Below are 20,664 nucleotides of genomic sequence, written 5' to 3'. Positions count from 1 at the left end.
CCTCCGGCCGCGGCACGAGGCGGGCGGTGGCCGCCCGCCTCACCGGCTGAGCCGCTGGAACCTGCGGACCGCGAGCGGCAGGAAGAGGGCCGTCAGGACGACCGGCCACAGGCCCGCCATCAGCAGGGCGTGCTGTTCGACCCAGGAGTCGCCGCCGCCGACCGGGGTGCCGAACAGCTCGCGGGTCGCGGCGGCCGTCGAGGAGATCGGGTTCCAGGCCGCCACCGTGCCCAGCCAGTCGGGCATGAGCTGCGGGGCGACGAAGATGCTGGAGATCATCGTCAGCGGGAACGCGACCGCGAACAGACCGCCCGCGGCCTCCGGGTTGGGCACCAGCAGACCCAGCCAGACGCCGAGCCAGATCAGCGCGAACCGCAGCCACAGCAGCAGCCCGAACGCGGCGAGGAAGGCCCAGCCGCCGTCCGGGCGCCAGCCCATGGCGAGCGCCGTCAGCATCAGGATCGCCAACTCGGCGCAGGCGACGATCAGATCGGTCACCCCGCGTCCGGCCACCACCGCCGAGGAGGCCATCGGCATGGAGCGGAAGCGGTCGATGACGCCCTTGGTGGAGTCGTACACCACGACGGTGGCGGTGTTGATGAAGCCGAAGGCCATGGTCATCACGAACATGCCCGGCATCAGGAAGTCCTTGTAGTCGCCCCCGCCGGGCACCGTCATCGCGCTGCCGAAGACATAGCCGTACAGGAGGACCGACAGGATCGGGAAGCCCAGCTGCCAGGCGATGTTGACCGGCTGGCGCTGGTAGTGGGTCAGGCCCCGGCGGACGAGGTTCCAGCAGTCCGCGAGGGCCCAGTACACGCGGCCGTGGCCGTCCGGGACGGCCGGGTCGAGCACGCTCATGCCGCCGCCTCCTCCTTCTTCTCCGTGCGGTGTCCGGTCAGGCGCAGGAAGACGTCGTCGAGGCTGGGCCTGCGCAGCCCGATGTCCTCGACCCGTACGCCCTCGTCCTGGAGGGTGCGCGCCACGTCCGTCAGCGCGGCCACCCGGTCGGTCACGGGGGCGTGCACCCGCAACTCGGTGTCGTCCGACTCGGGTTCGCCGTCGGCGACGCGGGCGACGACCTTCGCCACGCGCGGGATCTCGGAGCGTTCGGCGACCACCACCTCGATGCGGTCGCCGCCGACCCGGTTCTTCAGCCCGTCCGGGGTGTCGTCGGCGATGGCCCGGCCCTGGTCGATGACGGTGATCCGGGAGGCGAGCCGGTCGGCCTCCTCCAGATACTGCGTGGTCAGCAGCACGGTCGTGCCGTCGGCCACCAACGCCCGTACGGCGTCCCAGACCTCGCCGCGGCTGCGTGGGTCGAGCCCGGTCGTCGGCTCGTCCAGGAAGAGCACGGCCGGTGCCAGGATCATCGAGGCGGCGAGGTCGAGGCGCCGCCGCATGCCGCCGCTGTAGTCGCCGACGCCCTTGTCGGCGGCGTCGCTCAGGCCGAACCGCTCCAGCAGCTCGGCGGCCCGTGCCCGGGCGCGGGCGCCGCCCAGGTGGAACAGCCTGCCGAACATCTCCAGGTTCTGCCGTCCGGTGAGCACCTCGTCCACGGCCGCGTACTGGCCGGTGAGTCCGATCCGCCCGCGCACCTCGCGCGGCCGGCGGGCGACGTCGAGCCCCGCCACGGCCGCACGGCCGCCGTCGAGCCGGATCAGGGTCGACAGGATGCGCACAGCGGTGGTCTTCCCGGCGCCGTTCGGACCGAGCAGTCCGTGCACGGTGCCCTCGCGGACGGTGAGGTCGAAGCCGTCGAGGGCGCGCTTGCCGCCGTAGCGCTTGACCAGGCCCTCGGCCCGGACGGCGCAGCCGTCGCCGTTGTCCATGGGGTCCCCCTTCCATCAACTGAGTACACCGTACCCGATTGTGCGTACGTCGTACCCAGTTTTTTGGCGCGGATCTAGACTGCCTCCATGAGCAGCGGCAGGGGCGGTACCCGGAGCAGCGGCAGCGGCGACATCGCCCGCACCCTCGATCTGCTGTGGGACACGGGCCCACGCCCCAGCAGAGGGCCGAAACCCGGGCTGACGCTGGAGCGCATCGTGGAGGCCGCCGTCGAGGTCGCCGACCGCGACGGGATCGGCGCGCTGTCGATGCGCCGGATCGCCACCGAGCTGGGCACCGGCACGATGTCCCTGTACCGCTACGTCCCCGGCAAGGCCGAGCTGCTCGACCTGATGCTGGACCGGGTGCAGCGCCCGTCGGAGAACCCCGCGGACCTCGGCGACGGCAGCTGGCGGTCGGCCCTGGAGGCCCTGGGCCGGGCCACCCTCGCCCTGTACCGACGCCACCCCTGGCTGCTGGAGGTCAACCAGTCCCGTCCGGTCCTCGGCCCGAGCGCCCTGGACGGCCTGGAGAAGGTGTTCTCCCGGATCAGGCCGATGGGCCTGTCGGACCCCGAACTGCTGTCGGCGATCATCATGATCGACGGATACGTCGTCGGGGCCGCCCGCACCCAGCTGTACCAGGCGGAGGCCGAACGCAGCTCGGGCCTGACGGACGCGCAGTTCTGGGAGGCGCAGCGGCCGGCCCTGGAGAAGGCCATGCGCAGCGGGCGCTACCCCGTGCTGTCCGGGCTCTCCGAGGACACCTTCGGCTCCGACTTCGACCACTTCGAGTTCGGCCTCCAGCGCATCCTGGACGGCCTGGAGGTCTTCGTCACCCGCCGCACGGCGGAGGCGGCGGAGTCCGCCGACGGGTGACCGCCGACGGGCGCTACGTCTTCCGCCTCATGCAACGCTGGGCGGCATCACCCTTCGGGCGTGAGTCACCTGGCGTATTCCCGGCCGGGGTCGGGTGTGGTCTCCCGCTGCCCCGCCGATGGCTCTCGATCAGAAGTCCGGAATTTCGATCAACTCGGTAGAGGTCCCCTGAGGTACGGGATTCGACTGCTCCTGCCGGGCGAACCTGCCCCGCTGGTGCCACTCGACCTCGTACTGCGGCGCCGTCGCAGGCATCGAATTGGACAGCAGATCCATGCCCTGGCCGGACTCCAGCGCGTTGGCGATCTCTTCCAGGGACCGACCACCCTGGAACAACTCGTCCATGTCCTTGTAGATCACCGGATTGAAGTTCGCCGCCATCAGCAACCGATGCAACAGCACATGAACGTTTTGGCGACGGTTGGTGTCCGCGTACGAGTGGATGATGTGAAGGGTCCGCACCGCCCAGGCGATGGCCTTGAGCTTCTCTTTCGGGGACCGGGCCGTGCCGAGTTTCTCGTAGTAGCGGTCGAACACCTCGTCCACAAGGTGTTCGACCTCCGTGTGCTGGTAGAGGGTCTCGGTGTACACCCCATCCGCGCCGTGGGGCCGGAAGTGGCCACTCCACGTCAGCGGATCGCGCGGAATGATGTTGAATTGCATCAGAGGGTCCGCCTTGACCATGAGAGGCCTGCCGGCGATCTTTTCCTCGAGCACCGAGGGTGTCGGGGAGTCGGCGCGGAGCGGATACATCGTGTGGGCACCGGCCTCACCAGACTTTTCCACCTCTTCTCCCAACTGGGAGCCCACGGCGTGGTGCATGGCCTCGTACATGCGGAAGTCGACACGTTCGCCGATGGTTTCCGGATCGTTCAGGAACTTCTCGTAGGCGGCGTTCATGCTGCCCTGGAATCCCGGCGACTGCTGGTGGTCGTACAGTTCCCCAGGGTTGTTCGGGTGCGTCCGGCGTGCCTCGTCGTGATGCCGGGGATCGAGTTGCAGGCGGTACCACTCCTCGCGGGGCAGCACCTGTTCCAGGTGCCTGGCCTGACCGGCGACGCGCTGTACCGCTAAGGTCCGGCCCGGCCCGTGCGCCCCGTCAACCGAAGGCGCAGATGCCGGACCGACAGAGATCGGCGAGGTCGCTCCGTCCTGGCGCTCCGAAGTGGCCGTGGGGCGAGCACTGCGGGCGATCATGCGGGTCACCGCGGCGTTGCCCGCGCTGCGCTGAAGCTCCTGGAGTACGTTGGTGGTGGGCGGGGGCAGCACAGAGACACCGGCCCTGGGCAGCTCACGCCGCGCGCCCACCCCGCCTCGCGACGCCTGCAGAATCAGGGGCCGCTCCCGCGATTTGCGCCCGTGCATCTGTTTTCCTCCTCACCGGCGATACTGCCTCCTTTTCAGTGGACTGTGCGAGAGGCAAGGTGTCCAGGTCCGTTCAGGCAAAGTGACGGGCACGGCAAGACTGGGCAAAGCCGAGGTGGGTCGGCGCGAGCGTCTGGAAAGGCAACAGCATTGCCCCTGCGCTCACCGCTGTTCAGCGGTTCCACGGCGTGCTCCCTGCTACCGCTTGCTCCTGCCCCGGTCGGGGGCCTGCCAGCGCTGCCAGAGCATCTCCAGCCCCAGCGCGATGGCGCACAGCACCGCCACGGAGCCCGGGGCCGCCACGAACGCCACGTGGATCGGGCTGTCCTCGTCCGGGAGGAAGAGGTCCACCCAGCCCAGCGCCAGGGCCACCGCGGTGGCGATGCCTCCGATCCGGGACGCCCACTCGAAGAGGTGCGCGTGCCACGGCTTGGAGACCCCGGTCGTCCTGGAGCGCACGTCGATGCTGAAGAAGATGAGCAGCACGGCGAGGAACGAGATCAGGCTGACCATGTCGGACGACGGCATCTGGCGCATGACGCGACCCTAGAGGCTGCCGCCCCGATCGGGCCGGATCAGCGGCGCCGCCGCCTGCGCCCCAGCCCGAACAGCAGCGCGACGACGACGGCCGCCGCGACGGCGCCCCCGACTCTGACCGTGTCGCCGCCGTCCTCACCCGCGGTGTCCTTCCCGTCCCCCGCGCGGGCACCCTTCCCGCCCCCGCCGTCCCCGTTCCCGGCGCCGGGCGCCTCCCGGGACTCCACGGGACTCTCCGTGCCCTCACTGCCGAACAGCAGCCGGGACCCGTCGGCGGAGTAGGTCACCGACTCCCCCTGCCCCTGCAACGGCACGCTCAGCCGGCCCTTGCGCTGGAGCTTCCCTCCGTTCCAGGCGTAGTGGATCCCGCCGAAGTAGCCGCGTACGGCGAGGTCGCGGCCGTCCGGGGAGAGCGCGGCGTCGGTGGCCCACAGCTCGACGGGCGCGACCGGCCGGAACACGTTGTCGCCCTTCGCCGAGAGCTGCTCGGGCCCCTCGTACAGGTGCCCGCCCTCCTCGTTCTTGTCGATGATGTACACGCGCCCGGTCTTCGGGTGCACGACCATCGACTCGGCGTCCCGGGCCCCGTCGGAGTACTTCACGACGTACTGCGTGGCCCGCACGGTCGCGTCCGCCAGCCGCTCGGGCTCGGGCAGCTCGTAGATCCAGACGTGCGGCCAGGTGCCGCCGAGGTTGTCGCCGATGTCCCCGACGTAGATCTTGTTGCCGGGTCCGATCGAGATGGCCTCCACGTCCCGGGGCGTGCCCACTCCGGTGAGGGTGAGTCGGGCGACGGTCTCGCCGGTCGCGCCGTCGACGGCGTAGAGGTAGGGGCCGTCGTCGCTGTCGTTGTGGGTCCAGTAGACGCCGGGGTGGAGGCGGGAGGCGGCGAGCCCGCTGGACTCGGTGATGCGCGGGTCTTTGATCGCGAAACCGTCGTCCCCTCCGGCTGCGGAGGCGGGCACGGCGAGCGCGCCCGTGAGGAGGGTCGCGGCGAGCAGGGCGAGAGGTCGGCGCATGACCCAAGACTGCCATCACCGGGCGGACTTCACGGCAGGTGGCCGGGCTCACATCGCGCCGGCCCGGCCGGTCCTCCATGATGATCGTGTGCTCAGGTTCATGCCCGTAGGTGACTCGATGACGATCGGGAGCGCGGGTGAACACACCTGGCGCTACAGGCTGTGGCAGCACCTGTGCACGGCGTACGACCGCCCCTTCACGCTGGTGGGCCCGCGCGAGACGCTCCACGACCCGTCGACGGACGCGCCCACGTCGTACGCGTACGCCGACCCGGACTTCCCCCGCGGCCATCTGGCCGGCTGGGGCGAGGGCTGGCACCACATGGCCCCGCTGATCGGCGAGCACGTGCGCTCCTGCCGGGCGGATGTGCTGCTGGTGTCGCTGGGCCTGATCGACCTGGGCTTCTACACCAACGCCGAGCAGACGGCGGACAACGTCCGCGCGTTCGTCGCCGGGGCGCGGGCCGCCGACCCGCGCGTCCGCGTGGCCGTCATGCCGGTGATCCGCAACATCCGGGTGGAGGCCGACGCGCCCTTCGCCGAACAGGTCGACCGCTTCAACGAACTCCTGGCGAAGGCCGTCGCCGACCTGGATGACGCGGCCTCCCCGCTGCTCCTGGTCCCGCCCCCGCCGTCGTACGACTTCCACACGGACACCTACGACGGCACCCACCCCAACGAAACCGGCGAACACAAGCTCGCGGCGGCGTTCGCGGAGGCGATGTGGCACGGGTGGGGGCTGGGCGGGCCGTACGGGGCGGTGTAGCGACCCGGGGGGTCTGGCATATGCGCCCGGCCCCGTGTCCTGCTCACCGTGCGTATCGTTGTACCGCGCGGCCGCACTCGTCCGTGGGCGGCCGCACTCGTCCGTGGGCGGCCGGGGAGGAGCGCCACGATGACCGTCCTCGACGACAGGATCGCGATGGCCGAGAGCGACAACACGCGCCAGCTCGACGAGATGTTCGACCGGCTCGAGAAGATGCCCGTCCCCGAGGGATACAAGGTCGAAATCGTCGGGGGGGCCGTCTACATGGCGCCGCAGCGGGACATCCACTGGGAAACCATCCGTATGATCCTTTGGGCTCTGGAAGACCGGTTCGGGCGAGAGGCCAGGCTGTTCTCGGATGTCCGCATCGACTTCCCTGGTTACCGGAACGGGTTCTGCCCGGACGTGGCGAAGATCAGGGACGGAGCGCAGAAGGACGACAAGGGCAAGTGGCGCTACCAGGATGTGGAGTTCGTCGCCGAGGTCATCTCGAAGGACACCGCGCGGAACGACTATGACCCCAAGAAGACCGCGTACGCCCTCGCAGAGGTGCCGGTCTATCTGATCGCCGATCCCTACGTCCGCAAGTGCCGTCTGTTCACCCACCCCAAGAACGGCACCTACGTGAGCGACACGTCCATCAACTACGGCGGGGAGGTCGACATGACCACCACCCATGTGGGCCTCGTCCTCAAGACCGACGGCTTCCCTCACGACTGACCCCTCTTGCCTGGAGCGCGCTCCAAGCCGTTGGCTGGACGACCATGAAGTACACGCAGCTCGGACGCACGGGACTCAAGGTCAGCCGGCTCGTCCTCGGGACGATGAACTTCGGTCCGCAGACCGACGAGGCCGACAGCCACACCATCATGGACGCGGCGCTGGACGCCGGGATCAACTTCTTCGACACCGCCAACGTGTACGGCTGGGGTGAGAACAAGGGCCGTACCGAGAAGATCATCGGCAGCTGGTTCGCCAAGGGCGGGGACCGCCGCGACAAGGTCGTGCTGGCGACCAAGGTGTACGGGAACATGGGCCCCGACGGCGAGGCCTGGCCCAATCACGACAAGCTGTCCGCGGTGAACATCCGGCGGGCGGTCGACGCCTCGCTGAAGCGGCTGGGGACCGACCACATCGACCTCTACCAGTTCCACCACATCGACCGGAACACCCCGTTCGAGGAGATCTGGCAGGCGATCGACGTCCTGATCCAGCAGGGCAAGATCCTCTACGTCGGTTCCTCGAACTTCCCCGGCTACAAGATCGCCCAGGCGAACGAGATCGCCGCCCGGCGCGGCGGGACCATCGGGCTGGTCAGCGAGCAGTGCCTGTACAACCTCGCCGAACGCCGTGCCGAGATGGAGGTGATCCCGGCCGCACGGGACTACGGGCTCGGTGTCATCCCGTGGTCGCCGCTGCACGGCGGTCTGCTGGGCGGTGTGATCAAGAAGGAGGCGCAGGGCGGTCGCCGCGCCTCCGGGCGGGCCGCCGACACGCTCGCCGACCCCGCCGCGCGCGCACAGATCCAGGCGTACGAGGACCTGCTCGACAAGCACGGCCTCGAGCCCGGCGAGACCGCGCTGGCCTGGCTGCTCACCCGGCCCGGGGTGACCGGCCCGATCGTCGGTCCGCGCACCGCCGCGCAGCTCGCGTCGGCGCTGCGGGCGGTCGAGCTGGAGCTGAGCGAGGAGCTGCTGGCCTCGCTGGACGAGATCTTCCCGGGGCCGGGGCCGTCCCCGGAGGCCTTCGCCTGGTGACCGCGGGCACGCCGTGACGCCCGGCGGCGGCGCCTACTTGCCGAGCGCCGCCGCCAGCACCACCACGACGAACATCAGCACGAGCGCACCGGCCATGATCCGGTTCCGGGTCTTCGGGTCCACGCCGTCGAGCCTAACCGGCCGCGCCCAGTGCCCGACGGGCGACCGCCTCGTAACGGGGCTGCTCGCCCGGTGTCCCGGACCTCGGCAGGTGGCTGCGCACCAGCACCACCTCGTCCACGGTCCAGGTACGGCTGCGGAACGCGTGCAGGGCCCGCACGTACTCCCGTACGTCGGCTGTGTCCCGGCTGCGGGCGACGGTCAGGTGGGCCCGGTAGCGGCGGTGCTCGTCCATCGGCACGCCCGCCTTCCGCGCGGCGGCCTCACTGCGCTCGGCCAGCAGCCGCATCGTGCGCAGATCCCCGTCGGCCCCGGCCCACAGCGCCCGGCCCCGCCCGAACCGACCGCCCCCGCACACCGCCAGCGGGAACGGCGCGGTGCGCGCCGCGGCCCGCCCCAGCCGCGCGGTGAGCTCCGGTACCAGCTCGTCGTCCACCTCCCCGTAGAAGGCGAGCGTGAAGTGCCACCCGGCCCGCCCGGTCCACTGCATCCCATCGGCCCCGGCCAGCCCCTTCAGCCGCCCCACCTCGACACCCAGCTCCCGGACCACGTCCTCGGGCGGCAACACGGCGGCGAAGAGTCTCATGCGTCCAGTCTCACAGGGGAACGTGCGTACGCTCACGCGTGTCCTCGCTGCCGTGCGTATCGTTGTACTGCGCGGCTGTACGCATCGAGCGGCAGCCGGTGAGGAGCGCCACGATGACCGTCCTCGAAGACAGGATCGAGATGGCCGAGAGCGGCGACGAGCTCACACTCGACGTGATGTTCGAGTGGCTGGAGAAGATGCCCATCCCCGAGGGTTACAAGACCGAGATCGTCGGGGGGCACATCTTCATGGCACCGCAACGGGACACGCACTTTCAGATCATCTTCGATGTCCTGGAACAGTTGCGCGCCAAGTACGCACGCAAACGCCTGGCCTCGGATGTACGGATCGACTTCCCCGGTCGGCTGAACGGCTTCGCCTGTGATGTCGTGGCGTTCGCCGACCGCTCGGTGAAGGACGGCCGGGGCCACTGGCGCTACCAGGATGTCGAGTTCATCGCCGAGGTCATCTCCAAGGACACCGCCGCCAACGACTACGGCCCGAAGAAGGACACCTACGCCGCCGCCGGCGTGCCCGTGTACCTGATCGTCGATCCGTACACCGCCCAATGGCACCTGCACACGCTGCCGAAGGACGGCACCTACCACGGCGATGTCAGCTTCGGCTTCGGCGAGGAGATCGACCTGACACGGACGTCCGTCGGCCTCGTCCTCAAGACGGACGAGTTCCCCCGCGACTGACCGTGGGGCCCGGTGGCCCTCATGCCACCGGAGCCAGCGCCCTCTGACGCTCGCGGGGTACGAACCGTACTCGGGGATGGCCGCCGTGCCAGGCCACCGACAGCCGCAGGCCGCCGGCCCTCGCCAGGATCAGGCCGATGACGGCCGCCGCGGCGACCGCGACCGCGCCGCCGGCCGCGAAGCCGAGGCGGGCGCCGTAGGTGTCGGTGACCCAGCCGACGATCGGGGCGCCGACCGGGGCGCCGCCGAGGAAGACCATCATGTAGAGGGCCATGACGCGGCCGCGCACCGCCGGGTCGGTGGCCATCTGGAGGCTGGTGTTGGTGGTGACGTTGACCGTCATCGAGAACAGCCCCAGCGGCACCATGAGCAGGGCGAACATCCACAGCTGCGGCGCGGTGGAGGCGAGGATCTCCAGCGTGCCGAAGGCCACCGCGGCCAGGATCAGCAGCCGCAGCCGGGCCGTGCCGCGCCGGGCGGCGAGCAGGGCGCCGGCGACGGAGCCGACCGCCATCAGCGTGTTGAACATGCTGTAGACGCCCGCGCCGCCGTGGAAGACGTCGTCGGCGAAGGCCGTGAGGTAGACGGGGAAGTTGAAGGCGAAGGTGCCGATGAAGCCGACCAGGACGATGGGCCAGAGCAGCTCGGGCCGTCCGGCGACATAGCGCAGGCCCTCCCGCAGCTGGCCCTTGCCGCGCGGGGCGCGCTCGACGGCGTACAGCTCGCGGGAGCGCATCATCAGCAGGCCGGCCAGCGGTGCGACGAAGGACAGGCCGTTGAGCAGGAACGCCCAGCCGGTGCCGACCCCGGTGATGAGCAGACCCGCGACGGCGGGGCCGACCAGGCGGGCGGACTGGAAGTTCGCGGAGTTCAGGCTGACCGCGTTCTGCAGCTGGCGGGTGCCGACCAGCTCGGACACGAAGGCCTGCCGGGCCGGGTTGTCGACGACCGTGGCGAGGCCGAGGGCGAAGGCGGCGACGTAGATGTGCCAGACCTCGACCCGGCCGGTGAGGGTGAGGACGGCGAGCGCGAGCGCGGTGAACGCCATCGCGGACTGGGTGACGAAGAGCGTGGGCCGCTTGCGCAGACGGTCGGCGAGGACACCGCCGTACAGGCCGAACAGCAGCATCGGCAGGAACTGCAGGGCGGTGGTGATGCCGACGGCGGCCGAGGAGCCGGTGAGGCTGAGCACCAGCCAGTCCTGGGCGATGCGCTGCATCCAGGTGCCGATGTTGGAGACGACCTGGCCGAGGAAGAACAGGCGGTAGTTCCTGACCCTCAGCGAGGAGAACATCGAGTTTCTGCGGGCGGGGGCGTCGAGGGCGGCCTTGGTGTCGTGGGGTTCAGGTGCGGGGGCGGAAGCTGCTCCGGTTCCCGTACTCAAAGGGAGTCATCTCCTTGGATGCGTGCGCGTCGGTTCAGAGGTGTGCGAGCTTCTCCAGCACGGGGGCGGCGGCGCGCAGTGCGGCCCACTCGTCCTCGTCGAGCTCCGCGACCAGGGACGCGAGGAACGCGTTGCGCTTGCGGCGGCTCTCCTCGAGCATCGCCTCGGCCTGCTCGGTCTGTGTGACGACCTTCTGGCGCCGGTCGTCGGGATGGGGATCGAGGCGGACCAGCCCCTTGGCCTCCAGCAGGGCCACGATGCGGGTCATGGACGGCGGCTGGACATGCTCCTTGCGGGCCAGCTCACCGGGGGTGGCGCTGCCGCAGCGGGAGAGGGTGCCGAGCACCGACATCTCGGTGGGGGTGAGCGACTCGTCGACCCGCTGGTGCTTGAGCCGACGGGACAGCCGCATCACGGCGGATCGGAGGGCGTTCACGGCGGCTGCGTCGTCGCCCTGGCTGAAGTCCGGCATGTTCTTTAGAGTAAGTCATTACTCTCGCTAAATACCACTCGGAACGCACCCCGATCACCGTGAGACCGGCCACTGCCGTCACGCGAGATCACCCATATGAGTGATCCGTCGGCGAAACGTGCCCCACCACACCGTGGAGTGCGGCAACGCTCATGCCCATGGGGACCGACGTGCTCAGCCTGCGCATCGACCGCGAACTGCTCGAACGGCTCCGGGAGCATGCCGCGAAACGCGGCATGAGCGTCCAGGACTATGTCGTCCGGACGCTCATGCGCGATGACTTCGACCAGCGGTTCCGGACCGCCGTCGAGGAGACGGAGAAGTTCTACGGGGTCAACGAGGTCGACAGGGTCACCTGAAGGCCCGTGGCCGCCGGCGGCCACGGGCCCCGCGTCAGGTCAGGCCGAGGGCCGGCATCAGGTAGTAGAAGGCGAAGACCGCCGCCACCGCGTACATCGCCGGCGGGACCTCCCGGCCGCGGCCGGCCGCCAGGCGCAGCACCGCGAAGGTGATGAAGCCCATGCCGATGCCGTTGGTGATCGAGTAGGTGAACGGCATCATCACCATCGTCACGAAGGCGGGGACGGCGATCGTGTGGTCGGCCCAGTCGATCTCCTTGACCGAGCCGGCCATGATCAGGAAGCCCACCGCGAGCAGCGCGGGGGTCGCCGCCTGGGACGGGACCATCGTGGCGACGGGCGTGAGGAACAGCGCCGCCGCGAACAGGGTGCCGGTGACCACGTTGGCGAATCCGGTCCGCGCGCCCTCGCCGACACCGGCCGTGGACTCCACGAACGCGGTGGTGGCCGAGGAGGAGCTGGCGCCGCCGGCCGCGACCGCGACGCCGTCGATGAACAGCACCTTGTTGATGCCGGGCATCTGCCCCTGCGCGTCGGTCAGCCTGGCCTCGTCCGAGACGCCCATGATCGTGCCCATCGCGTCGAAGAAGCACGACAGCAGCACGGTGAAGACGAACAGCACGCCGGTCAGCACCCCGACCTTGCCGAAGCCGCCGAACAGGCTGACCTCGCCGATCAGACCGAAGTCGGGGGTGGCGACCGGGTTGCCGGGCCAGGTGGGCGTGGTCAGACCCCAGGACGGGACGTCGGCGACGGCGTTGACGACGATCGCCACGGCCGTCATCGCCACGATGGAGACCAGGATCGCGCCGGGCACCCGGCGCACGATCAGCGCCAGCGTGAGCAGGGCGCCGAGGACGAAGACGAGCACGGGCCAGCCGTTGAGGTGGCCGCCGGTGCCGAGCTGGAGCGGGACGGTGGTCTGGGCGGCGTCCGGGATGCGGGAGACGAAGCCGGAGTCGACCAGCCCGATCAGCATGATGAACAGGCCGATGCCGATGGCGATGGCCTTGCGCAGCCCGTAGGGCACGGCGTTCATCACGCGCTCGCGCAGACCGGTGGCGACCAGCAGCATCACGACGAAGCCGGCCAGCACCACCATGCCCATGGCGTCCGGCCACGACATGCGCGGCGCGAGCTGGAGCGCGACGACCGAGTTCACGCCCAGGCCAGCGGCCAGCGCGATCGGTACGTTGCCGATGACGCCCATGAGGAGCGTGGTGAACGCGGCGGTCAGGGCGGTCGCGGTGACCAGCTGACCGTTGTCGAGCTGGTTGCCGTACATGTCCTTCGCGCTGCCCAGGATGATCGGGTTCAGCACGATGATGTAGGCCATCGCGAAGAAGGTGGCGAAACCGCCGCGGATCTCACGGGGCAGGGTGCTGCCGCGCTCGGTGATCCGGAAGTAGCGGTCGAGGGCGCCGGACGCGGCACCGGACCCCGGCTGCTCGGGGGTGGGGGCCTTGGCGGGGGCCGACGTGGACATGCGGGGACCTCATCACCGGCGGACCTCCCCCAAGGTCCTTTGGTGTTTTCTACGAATGAAAGCGGCCAAAGACAAACGGATTCAGTATGAACATATAGAGCCGCCGATGCTATCTCCGCGCGTAGACAACGCGTGGGCAGCGCGTGGGCAGCGCGAGGACCACACGTGGACCACGCAGGGCGCACCGAGGCCCCACCACCCTCGTAAGCTTGTCCGCATGGCCGGGTTTTTTGCGGGATCCCCCAAGCACGAGGCGCCGGAGCCCCTGGAGGGCCCCGTGGTCGCCACCATCGTCGGCGGCACGATCGTCTGGTTCGTCCTGTTCCTGGTGCAGCTGCCGTTCTACGGCTGGTTCGACGAGCACGGCCACACCTGGTGGCTGTGGACCTGCCTGGCCGGCGGCGGGCTCGGCTTCATCGGCATCTGGTACGTCCGCAGGCGCGACGCCGCGCTCGAGCGGGCCGAGCGCGAGCAGCGGGAGCAGGACCGGTCCCCGGACCGCTCCCCCGCCGCGTCGGCCGACTGAGACGGCCGGAACCCGACCCTCAACTCCCGTGCGTACGACGGCCGTACGACCACGGCACTAGGCCCCTCCCACCCCGTCCTCCCCAGGTCGGATATTGGTCTCTTCAGGTGGGTGAAGCACCAAATCCGCACGTACTGTCGATTGCATGACGCATCTCGACGCGGGTGCCCGGACCGATGCCGCACCCCCCGCCACGGTCACGTCTCCGGTGACCGGGCTGACCAGTGCGCAAGTCTCGGAGCGCGTGGCGCGCGGCCAGGTCAACGACGTGCCGGTGCGCAGCAGCCGCTCCCTGACCGACATCGTCCGCGCCAACGTCTTCACCCGGTTCAACGCGATCATCGGCGTGCTCTGGGTGATCATGCTGTTCGTCGCGCCCATCCAGGACAGCCTCTTCGGCTTCGTGATCCTCGCCAACACCGGCATCGGCATCGTCCAGGAGTGGCGGGCCAAGAAGACCCTCGACTCCCTCGCCCTGATCGGCGAGGTACGGCCCACCGTGCGCAGGGACGGGACGGCGGCGGAGGTCGGCACCTCCGAGATCGTGCTGGACGACCTGATCGAGATCGGGCCGGGGGACAAGGTCGTCGTCGACGGGGTGGTCGTCGAGGCGGACAACCTGGAGATCGACGAGTCGCTGCTCACCGGCGAGGCCGACCCCGTGCTGAAACAGCCCGGGGACCAGGTGATGTCCGGCAGCTTCGTCGTCGCGGGCGGCGGCTCCTTCCAGGCGACCCGGGTGGGGCGCGAGGCCTACGCGGCGCAGCTCGCCGAGGAGGCGACCCGCTTCACCCTCGTCCACTCCGAGCTGCGCAGCGGCATCTCCACGATCCTCAAGTACGTGACGTGGATGATGGTCCCGACCGCGATTGGCCTGATCATCAGCCAGCTCGTGGTCAAGGACAACGAGCTGAAGGACTCCGTCGCCCGCACGGTCGGCGGGATCGTGCCGATGGTCCCCGAGGGCCTGGTGCTGCTCACCTCCATCGCCTTCGCGATCGGCGTGATCCGGCTGGGCCGCAAGCAGTGCCTGGTGCAGGAGCTGCCCGCGATCGAGGGGCTGGCCCGGGTCGACACGGTCTGCCTGGACAAGACCGGCACGCTCACCGAGGGCGGCATGGACGTCACCGAGCTGCGGGTGCTCGGCAACGGCGACGACGGGTACGTACGCAAGGTGCTGGGCGCGCTCGGCGCGGCGGACCCCCGGCCGAACGCCTCCCTGGAAGCGATCATCGAGGCGTATCCGGAGGCCGGGGACTGGCGCCTCACGGACACGCTGCCCTTCTCCTCCGCCCGCAAGTACAGCGGCGCGACGTTCGAGGAGGCGGCCGGGAAGGAGCCCGTCACCTGGCTGCTCGGCGCCCCCGACGTCCTGCTGGACCCCGCCGACCCGGCGCTGGCCGAGACGGAGCGGATGAACCGGCAGGGGCTGCGGGTCCTGCTGCTCGCCCGCGCCCGGCCCGGGGTGGACGTCGACGACCCCGCTGCGGCCGAGGGCGTACGGCCGGCCGCGCTGGTGGTGCTGGAGCAGCGGCTGCGCCCCGACGCGGCCGACACCCTGCGCTACTTCGCCGAACAGGACGTCCGCGCCAAGGTCATCTCCGGCGACAACGCGGTGTCGGTCGGCGCGGTCGCCTCCAAGCTGGGCCTGTCCGGTACGACGGTGGACGCGCGCCGGCTGCCCGCCGACCGGGACGCGATGGCCGAGGAGCTGGACCGGGGCACGGTGTTCGGACGGGTCACCCCACAGCAGAAGCGGAACATGGTGGGCGCGCTCCAGGCCAACGGCCACACCGTCGCGATGACCGGGGACGGCGTGAACGACGTGCTGGCGCTCAAGGACGCGGACATCGGCGTGGCGATGGGCTCCGGCTCCGAGGCCACACGGGCGGTCGCCCAGATCGTGCTGCTGAACAACAGCTTCGCCACGCTGCCGTCGGTGGTGGCGGAGGGGCGCCGGGTGATCGGCAACATCACCCGGGTCGCGACGCTGTTCCTGGTGAAGACGGTGTACTCGGTGCTGCTGGCGGTGCTGGTGGTGCTCTCGCAGGTGGAGTACCCGTTCCTGCCGCGCCACCTCACCCTGCTGTCCACGCTCACCATCGGCGTCCCGGCGTTCTTCCTGGCCCTGGCCCCCAACGGGGAACGCGCCCGTCCGCACTTCGTCCGCCGGGTCATGCGGTACGCCGTCCCGGGCGGGGTGCTGGCCGCGGCGGCGACGTTCCTCACGTATCTGATCGCCCGGCAGCACTACACGGGCGCGGACGCGCTGGACGCGGAGACGAGCGCGGCGACGCTGACGCTGTTCCTGATCTCGATCTGGGTGCTGGCGATCATCGCCCGGCCCTACACGTGGTGGCGGATCGGGCTGGTGGCGGCGATGGGCGGGGCGTTCCTGCTGGTGCTGGTGGTGCCGTGGCTGCAGGAGTTCTTCGCGCTGAAGCTGGTCGGCATGACCATGCCGTGGGTGGCGACGGGGATCGCGGTCGTCGCGGCGGGGGTCCTGGAGCTGCTGTGGCGGTGGGTGGACCGGCGGTTCCCCGTGTAGCGGCTGCCCCCCGCGAGTCCCGGTTTCCCCGGGGCATCGGCGACCATGGAGTCCCCGACCCCCGTGATCGGAGACGACGAAGCTGATGAAGCCGCGCGGAAAGAAGACCGACAACTCGCAGTCCCAGTCACGGAGAAGCGAACTTGCGGCCCAATTGTCCGCGCCGGTGCGCGCCTTCATGGCGACCGAGGCGGGCAGCGCCGGTCTCCTGCTGATCGCCGTGGCAATTGCCCTGTTCTGGGCGAATTCTCCCTGGTCGGAGGCGTACACCTCCCTCTGGCACACGGAGGCGTCCGTCACACTCGGCGACGCGCGGCTGGCGATGGACCTGGGTCACTGGGTCAACGACGGCCTGATGGCCCTCTTCTTCTTCGTCATCGGTCTCGAAGTGCGCCACGAGCTCTCCGTGGGCTCGCTGGAGGACCGCCGCCGGGTGGTGATCCCGGGCCTCGCCGGGATCGGCGGCATGCTCGTGCCCATCGTGCTCTACCTGGCGATCGCGCCGGGGGGCGAGGCCGCGAAGGCCTGGGGTGTCGTGATCGGCACGGACACGGCGTTCATGCTGGGCGCCCTCGCCGTGGTGGGTCCGCGCTTCGTCACACAGCTGCGTGTCTTCCTGCTCGCCATCACCGTCATCGACGACATCGTGGCCGTCACCGTGATCGGCGTGGTCTACTCCGGCAGCATCAACGTGCCGGAACTGATCGCCGCGCTTCTCCTCGGCGTGGTGCTGTCCGCGCTGACCCGCTTCGGGGTCTGGCGGGCCGCGCCGTACGTGCTGATCGTGCTCGTGATGTGGCTCGCCACCCTCAACGCCGGCCTCCACGCCTCCATCGCCGGCATGCTCGGCGGTCTGCTCATCCCCGCCCGCAAGCCCTCCCGCGAGGGGGTGGAGCAGGCGGCGCGGCTCTTCCGGGCCTTCCGCCAGTCGCCCCGCGCGGACGTCGGCAAGACCGCGCGCAAGGGACTCCAGCGGGCCGTCTCCGTCAACGAGCGGTTGCAGACGGTCCTGCACCCCTGGTCCAGCTATGTGATCGTGCCCGTGTTCGCGCTGGCCAACGCCGGTGTCGACCTGCGCGACGGGGTGCTGACCAACGCCCTGGGCTCCGCCCTCACCTGGGCCGTGGTCGTGGGTCTCGTCGCCGGAAAGCTCATCGGCATCTGGGGCGGCGCCGCCCTCGGTACCCGGTTCGGCCTCGGCAGGCTCCCGACCGGGGTGGCACCGGGCCACGTCCTGGGCGGCGGCGCGCTGTCCGGACTCGGGTTCACCGTCTCCCTGCTGATCGTCGGCCTCGCCTTCGAGGATCCGGTCGCCCGCGCGCAGGCGACGGTCGGTGTGCTGCTCGCGGCCGTCGTCGCCACCCTCGTCGGCTGGCTGGTCTTCCGCCTGGCCGCCGTGCTCAAGGGCCAGACGGACGCGGATCTGCCCCGCTACCTCGACCGGCCGGTCGACCCGGAGCGGGACCACATCCTCGGTCCCGTGGACGCGCCGCTGACCCTGGTCGAGTACGGCGACTTCGAGTGCCCCTTCTGCGCCCGCGCCACCGGCGTCACCAAGGAACTCCGGCAGCGTTTCGGGGACCGCTTCCGGTACGTGTTCCGGCACCTGCCGCTGCCCGATGTGCACCCGCACTCCGAGCTCGCGGCGCGGGCGGCCGTCGCCGCGGACAACCAGGGACGCTTCTGGGAGATGCACGACCTGCTCTACGCCCACCAGGACGAACTCGAGTACGAGGACACGGCGGGGTACGCCGCCGAGCTGGGCCTCGACGTCGAGAAGTTCCTCCGCGACCTCGACACCGAGGAGACGGCCGAGCGGGTCCGCGCGGACGCGGCCAGCGGCGAGGCGAGCGGCGTCCGCGGCGCCCCCACCTTCTTCATCGGCAACCGCCGGCACACGGGCCCCTACGACGCGGAATCCCTGGCCCGCGAACTGGAGGCGTACGCGGAAGAACCGTCAGGAGCCACCCGCCTGCCCACGGAGTGACCACGCGGGGGCGCGGGGCCGTATCCCATCCGGCCCCGCGCCCCTGAGGGGTCCGACCCGCCGTTTTCGGCTTGCGGGTCCGCGCCGTCCCACCTCAGCGCACGGTGATGACCAGCTTTCCCGTGGTACGGCCCGTCTCCCCCAGGGCGTGCGCCCGGGCGCCTTCGGCCAGCGGGAAGGTGCCGGAGACGTGGGCGCGGAGCCTGCCCCGGTCGACGAGTTCGGCGATGGCGCGCATCCCTGCCTGGTCGTGCTCGACGAGCAGCATGACCGCGCGGACCTGTGCCTTCTCCGCCGCGGCCGGAGTGTCCTCGGCGCTGGGCACCAGGGAGACGAGGACGCCGCCGGGGCGGAGCACGCCCACGGAACGGGTGGCGGTCTCCCCGCCGAGGGGGTCGAGGACGACGTCGTAGCGCTCCTCGGTGTCGGTGAAGTCCTCGGAGCGGTAGTCGACGCAGGCATCCGCGCCGAGCTCACGCAGGAATTCGTGCTTGGGGGCGCTCGCCGTCCCGGTGACGTGCGCGCCGCGCTCCTTGGCGATCTGCACGGCGAGATGACCGACCCCGCCGGCCGCGGCGTGGATGAGCACCCGCTGCCCGGCGCGCAGACCCGCGGTGTCGACGAGCGCCTGCCAGGCGGTGAGCGCGGCCAGAGGAAGCGCGGCCGCCTGGACATGGTCGATCCCGGCGGGCTTGGCGACGAAGGCGCGGGCGGGGCCGGTCACGTACTCGGCGTGGGAGCCGGCCCCGTAGGGGTAGGGCAGCATGCCGAACACCTCGTCGCCGGGCTGGAAGACGGTGACGCCGCCGCCGGTCCGCACCACGGTTCCGGAGACGTCCCAGCCGAGGGTCAGCGGCGGGGGCGGCAGGAAGATACTCAGAGCGCGGTGCTTGAAGTCCGTGGGGTTGAGCCCGGCCGCGTGCACGGCGACGAGGATCTCCCCGGGGCCGGGCGCGGGCCGCGGAAGCTCGGTCAGCCGCAGGACCTCGGGGCCGCCGAGAGCCGTCTGGTGCAGGGCGAGCATCACGGGGGCGCCGTCCGGGGCGGCGGATTGCGAGGAGTCCGCGGCGGCCGCAGGGTCCGGGCCGTCGAGGTTCTCAGAGGGGTCTGTCGAAGCCATGCCGCGATTCTGGCCGTTCGGTTCGGCCGCCGCCGATGGCAAGGAGGTCATCCACCGATACATTCGTGCCATGGCTGTCAGTCCTGCCGCCCCCCGCGTTCCCGGGGCCTCCGGCACTCCCGCCGTCCGCCCCTCCGCCGCGCCCGCGCGGGCCCGTGACCTCGCCGAGCGCGCGGCCGAGCTGAATCGCCGGATGCGCCCGGACCCGCGACCCGGCGCCCACAAGGTCGTCGTCCTCGCCCTCGACGGCGTCTATCCCTTCGAGCTCGGCATCCCGCACCGGGTCCTGGGTTCCGCCGACGGCCGCTACGAGGTGCTGTCCGCGAGTGCGGACGGGCGGCCCGTGCGGACCGACGCGGACCTGACCGTCACCCCCGGGCACGGTCCCGAGGTGCTGGCCGGGGCGGACACCGTGGTCATCCCTCCGTACGCGATCTCGCCGTCCTCGGCCACGGCCCCGGACCCGCGGGCACTCGCCGCCCTGTCCCACATCCGCCCCGGGACCCGCCTGGTGTCCATCTGCACCGGCGCCTTCCTGCTGGCCGCCGCCGGTCTCCTGGACGGGCGCCGGGCCACCACCCACTGGGCGCTCGCCGGTTACTTCCGGGAGCTGTTCCCCCGGGTCGAGCTCGACGCCGGGGTGCTCTTCGTGGACCACGGTGACGTGCTGACCTCCGCGGGAGCGGCGAGCGGTGTCGATGTCTGCCTGCACCTCGTGCGCCAGGACCACGGCAGCGAGGTGGCCAACCAGGTCGCCCGTCGCTGTGTCGTGCCGCCCTATCGGGACGGCGGTCAGGCGCAGTACATCGAGCGGCCGCTGCCGCCGGCGAGCGGAACCGGCACCGGGCCGACCCGCGACTGGGCGCTACAGCGGCTGGAACTGCCTCTGTCGCTGAACGAGCTGGCCGCGCACGCGGCGATGAGCACCCGCACCTTCGCCCGGCGCTTCCGGGAGGAGACCGGGCTGAGCCCCGGCCGCTGGCTGACCCAGCAGCGGTTGCGACGCGCGCGGCACCTGCTGGAGTCCACCGACCTGCCGGTGGACCGGGTCGCTCACGAGGTCGGCTTCGCCACCGCGACCTCGCTCCGGCGACACCTGGCGGCGGAGGCGGGAGTGGCCCCGTCGGCGTACCGGCGCACCTTCCGTGCCTCGGGTCCGGCCACGGGCGACGTCAGGGAAGCGTCAACGACGTAGTCCGCTCGGGGGAAGGGACAAGGAGCCG

Annotated in this window: 20 protein-coding genes; 10 read left to right on the top strand and 10 right to left on the bottom strand. The window is 70.8% G+C overall.

What is annotated here, in order from left to right; genetic code table 11:
- Nucleotides 1-39 precede the first annotated feature (39 nt).
- Both AC5L3C_RS20910 and AC5L3C_RS20905 read right to left on the bottom strand, forming a co-directional pair.
- Complete coding sequence (locus AC5L3C_RS20910; RefSeq protein ID WP_125505728.1) at nucleotides 40-861, bottom strand: ABC transporter permease; 822 nt, start codon at nucleotides 859-861, stop codon at nucleotides 40-42.
- Nucleotides 858-1,832 (bottom strand): ATP-binding cassette domain-containing protein, encoded by a 975-nt coding sequence (locus AC5L3C_RS20905; RefSeq protein WP_493650288.1) that lies wholly within the window; start codon nucleotides 1,830-1,832, stop codon nucleotides 858-860. Before AC5L3C_RS20905 ends, AC5L3C_RS20910 begins: the two co-directional genes overlap by 4 nt.
- 87 nt (nucleotides 1,833-1,919) lie before the next feature.
- On the opposite strand from AC5L3C_RS20905, the gene AC5L3C_RS20900 reads away from it, so the two are divergent.
- A complete protein-coding gene (locus AC5L3C_RS20900) occupies nucleotides 1,920-2,708 on the top strand; it encodes a TetR/AcrR family transcriptional regulator (RefSeq protein WP_493650287.1) in 789 nt (262 codons plus the stop codon).
- A gap of 129 nt (nucleotides 2,709-2,837) precedes the next feature.
- Here the strand turns inward: AC5L3C_RS20900 and AC5L3C_RS20895 are convergent, their stop codons facing one another.
- The 3 genes from AC5L3C_RS20895 to AC5L3C_RS20885 form a co-directional block, all read right to left on the bottom strand.
- Nucleotides 2,838-4,073, bottom strand: a complete 1,236-nt coding sequence (locus AC5L3C_RS20895; protein WP_493650286.1) for a hypothetical protein — start codon at nucleotides 4,071-4,073, stop codon at nucleotides 2,838-2,840.
- A 198-nt stretch (nucleotides 4,074-4,271) separates the two neighbouring features.
- The gene (locus AC5L3C_RS20890; protein ID WP_493650285.1) at nucleotides 4,272-4,610 is read right to left on the bottom strand and encodes a hypothetical protein; all 339 of its coding nucleotides are present in this window, start codon (nucleotides 4,608-4,610) and stop codon (nucleotides 4,272-4,274) included.
- Between the two features lie 38 nt (nucleotides 4,611-4,648).
- Nucleotides 4,649-5,629, bottom strand: a complete 981-nt coding sequence (locus tag AC5L3C_RS20885) for a WD40 repeat domain-containing protein (protein WP_493650284.1) — start codon at nucleotides 5,627-5,629, stop codon at nucleotides 4,649-4,651.
- Between the two features lie 118 nt (nucleotides 5,630-5,747).
- Here AC5L3C_RS20885 and AC5L3C_RS20880 point away from each other — a divergent pair, with 118 nt between their 5' ends.
- The 3 genes from AC5L3C_RS20880 to AC5L3C_RS20870 all read left to right on the top strand — a co-directional run bounded on the left by AC5L3C_RS20880 (nucleotide 5,748) and on the right by AC5L3C_RS20870 (nucleotide 8,152).
- On the top strand, nucleotides 5,748-6,395 hold the full coding sequence (locus AC5L3C_RS20880) for a GDSL-type esterase/lipase family protein (RefSeq protein ID WP_493650283.1): 648 nt from the start codon (nucleotides 5,748-5,750) through the stop codon (nucleotides 6,393-6,395).
- A gap of 129 nt (nucleotides 6,396-6,524) precedes the next feature.
- The gene (locus AC5L3C_RS20875) at nucleotides 6,525-7,115 is read left to right on the top strand and encodes a Uma2 family endonuclease (protein ID WP_493650282.1); all 591 of its coding nucleotides are present in this window, start codon (nucleotides 6,525-6,527) and stop codon (nucleotides 7,113-7,115) included.
- Between the two features lie 44 nt (nucleotides 7,116-7,159).
- Nucleotides 7,160-8,152 (top strand): aldo/keto reductase, encoded by a 993-nt coding sequence (locus AC5L3C_RS20870; protein ID WP_493650281.1) that lies wholly within the window; start codon nucleotides 7,160-7,162, stop codon nucleotides 8,150-8,152.
- A 133-nt stretch (nucleotides 8,153-8,285) separates the two neighbouring features.
- Here AC5L3C_RS20870 and thpR read toward each other — a convergent pair whose 3' ends face one another.
- Nucleotides 8,286-8,858 (bottom strand): RNA 2',3'-cyclic phosphodiesterase, encoded by a 573-nt coding sequence (gene thpR, locus AC5L3C_RS20865; RefSeq protein ID WP_493650280.1) that lies wholly within the window; start codon nucleotides 8,856-8,858, stop codon nucleotides 8,286-8,288.
- Nucleotides 8,859-8,971: 113 nt separating this feature from the next.
- On the opposite strand from thpR, the gene AC5L3C_RS20860 reads away from it, so the two are divergent.
- Nucleotides 8,972-9,559 carry a Uma2 family endonuclease gene (locus AC5L3C_RS20860; protein WP_493650279.1) on the top strand — a complete coding sequence of 196 codons (588 nt, stop codon included), beginning with the start codon at nucleotides 8,972-8,974 and terminating at the stop codon, nucleotides 9,557-9,559.
- Between the two features lie 19 nt (nucleotides 9,560-9,578).
- On the opposite strand, the gene AC5L3C_RS20855 is transcribed toward AC5L3C_RS20860, so the two are convergent.
- Nucleotides 9,579-10,943 (bottom strand): MFS transporter, encoded by a 1,365-nt coding sequence (locus tag AC5L3C_RS20855; RefSeq protein ID WP_493650278.1) that lies wholly within the window; start codon nucleotides 10,941-10,943, stop codon nucleotides 9,579-9,581.
- 34 nt (nucleotides 10,944-10,977) lie between these two features.
- Nucleotides 10,978-11,415 (bottom strand): MarR family winged helix-turn-helix transcriptional regulator, encoded by a 438-nt coding sequence (locus tag AC5L3C_RS20850; RefSeq protein ID WP_493650277.1) that lies wholly within the window; start codon nucleotides 11,413-11,415, stop codon nucleotides 10,978-10,980.
- A 158-nt stretch (nucleotides 11,416-11,573) separates the two neighbouring features.
- On the opposite strand from AC5L3C_RS20850, the gene AC5L3C_RS20845 reads away from it, so the two are divergent.
- Nucleotides 11,574-11,774: a ribbon-helix-helix protein, CopG family gene (locus AC5L3C_RS20845; RefSeq protein ID WP_493650276.1), complete on the top strand. Its 201-nt coding sequence runs from the start codon at nucleotides 11,574-11,576 to the stop codon at nucleotides 11,772-11,774.
- Nucleotides 11,775-11,808: 34 nt separating this feature from the next.
- Here the strand turns inward: AC5L3C_RS20845 and AC5L3C_RS20840 are convergent, their stop codons facing one another.
- A complete protein-coding gene (locus AC5L3C_RS20840) occupies nucleotides 11,809-13,260 on the bottom strand; it encodes an NCS2 family permease (RefSeq protein WP_493650275.1) in 1,452 nt (483 codons plus the stop codon).
- 217 nt (nucleotides 13,261-13,477) lie between these two features.
- Between AC5L3C_RS20840 and AC5L3C_RS20835 the strand changes: the two genes are divergently transcribed.
- The 3 genes from AC5L3C_RS20835 (at nucleotide 13,478) to nhaA (ending at nucleotide 18,321) form a co-directional block, all read left to right on the top strand.
- Nucleotides 13,478-13,786, top strand: coding sequence for a DUF2530 domain-containing protein (locus tag AC5L3C_RS20835; protein ID WP_493650274.1), 309 nt, complete (start codon nucleotides 13,478-13,480; stop codon nucleotides 13,784-13,786).
- Between the two features lie 145 nt (nucleotides 13,787-13,931).
- Nucleotides 13,932-16,334, top strand: a complete 2,403-nt coding sequence (locus tag AC5L3C_RS20830; protein WP_493650273.1) for a cation-translocating P-type ATPase — start codon at nucleotides 13,932-13,934, stop codon at nucleotides 16,332-16,334.
- An 85-nt stretch (nucleotides 16,335-16,419) separates the two neighbouring features.
- The gene (gene nhaA / locus AC5L3C_RS20825; protein ID WP_493650272.1) at nucleotides 16,420-18,321 is read left to right on the top strand and encodes a Na+/H+ antiporter NhaA; all 1,902 of its coding nucleotides are present in this window, start codon (nucleotides 16,420-16,422) and stop codon (nucleotides 18,319-18,321) included.
- Between the two features lie 94 nt (nucleotides 18,322-18,415).
- Here nhaA and AC5L3C_RS20820 read toward each other — a convergent pair whose 3' ends face one another.
- The gene (locus tag AC5L3C_RS20820; RefSeq protein WP_493650271.1) at nucleotides 18,416-19,441 is read right to left on the bottom strand and encodes an NADP-dependent oxidoreductase; all 1,026 of its coding nucleotides are present in this window, start codon (nucleotides 19,439-19,441) and stop codon (nucleotides 18,416-18,418) included.
- Between the two features lie 70 nt (nucleotides 19,442-19,511).
- Here AC5L3C_RS20820 and AC5L3C_RS20815 point away from each other — a divergent pair, with 70 nt between their 5' ends.
- A complete protein-coding gene (locus AC5L3C_RS20815; protein ID WP_493650270.1) occupies nucleotides 19,512-20,636 on the top strand; it encodes a GlxA family transcriptional regulator in 1,125 nt (374 codons plus the stop codon).
- Nucleotides 20,637-20,664 lie beyond the last annotated feature (28 nt).

Source organism: Streptomyces speibonae (assembly GCF_984686075.1).
The sequence above is the reverse complement of the archived record's forward strand: the minus strand, read 5'-3'. Positions and strand labels throughout refer to the sequence as shown.

Coding starts and splice junctions, on each gene's coding strand:
- AC5L3C_RS20900 (WP_493650287.1), top strand. CDS start 1,920: ATGAGCAGCGGCAGGGGCGGTACCCGGAGCAGCGGCAGCGGCGACATC.
- AC5L3C_RS20870 (WP_493650281.1), top strand. CDS start 7,160: ATGAAGTACACGCAGCTCGGACGCACGGGACTCAAGGTCAGCCGGCTC.
- AC5L3C_RS20820 (WP_493650271.1), bottom strand. CDS start 19,441: ATGGCTTCGACAGACCCCTCTGAGAACCTCGACGGCCCGGACCCTGCG.
- AC5L3C_RS20890 (WP_493650285.1), bottom strand. CDS start 4,610: ATGCGCCAGATGCCGTCGTCCGACATGGTCAGCCTGATCTCGTTCCTC.
- AC5L3C_RS20835 (WP_493650274.1), top strand. CDS start 13,478: ATGGCCGGGTTTTTTGCGGGATCCCCCAAGCACGAGGCGCCGGAGCCC.
- AC5L3C_RS20850 (WP_493650277.1), bottom strand. CDS start 11,415: ATGCCGGACTTCAGCCAGGGCGACGACGCAGCCGCCGTGAACGCCCTC.
- AC5L3C_RS20845 (WP_493650276.1), top strand. CDS start 11,574: ATGGGGACCGACGTGCTCAGCCTGCGCATCGACCGCGAACTGCTCGAA.
- AC5L3C_RS20815 (WP_493650270.1), top strand. CDS start 19,512: ATGGCTGTCAGTCCTGCCGCCCCCCGCGTTCCCGGGGCCTCCGGCACT.
- AC5L3C_RS20830 (WP_493650273.1), top strand. CDS start 13,932: ATGACGCATCTCGACGCGGGTGCCCGGACCGATGCCGCACCCCCCGCC.
- AC5L3C_RS20905 (WP_493650288.1), bottom strand. CDS start 1,832: ATGGACAACGGCGACGGCTGCGCCGTCCGGGCCGAGGGCCTGGTCAAG.
- AC5L3C_RS20910 (WP_125505728.1), bottom strand. CDS start 861: ATGAGCGTGCTCGACCCGGCCGTCCCGGACGGCCACGGCCGCGTGTAC.
- AC5L3C_RS20885 (WP_493650284.1), bottom strand. CDS start 5,629: ATGCGCCGACCTCTCGCCCTGCTCGCCGCGACCCTCCTCACGGGCGCG.
- AC5L3C_RS20860 (WP_493650279.1), top strand. CDS start 8,972: ATGACCGTCCTCGAAGACAGGATCGAGATGGCCGAGAGCGGCGACGAG.
- AC5L3C_RS20880 (WP_493650283.1), top strand. CDS start 5,748: ATGACGATCGGGAGCGCGGGTGAACACACCTGGCGCTACAGGCTGTGG.
- AC5L3C_RS20840 (WP_493650275.1), bottom strand. CDS start 13,260: ATGTCCACGTCGGCCCCCGCCAAGGCCCCCACCCCCGAGCAGCCGGGG.
- AC5L3C_RS20895 (WP_493650286.1), bottom strand. CDS start 4,073: ATGCACGGGCGCAAATCGCGGGAGCGGCCCCTGATTCTGCAGGCGTCG.
- AC5L3C_RS20875 (WP_493650282.1), top strand. CDS start 6,525: ATGACCGTCCTCGACGACAGGATCGCGATGGCCGAGAGCGACAACACG.
- thpR (WP_493650280.1), bottom strand. CDS start 8,858: ATGAGACTCTTCGCCGCCGTGTTGCCGCCCGAGGACGTGGTCCGGGAG.
- nhaA (WP_493650272.1), top strand. CDS start 16,420: ATGAAGCCGCGCGGAAAGAAGACCGACAACTCGCAGTCCCAGTCACGG.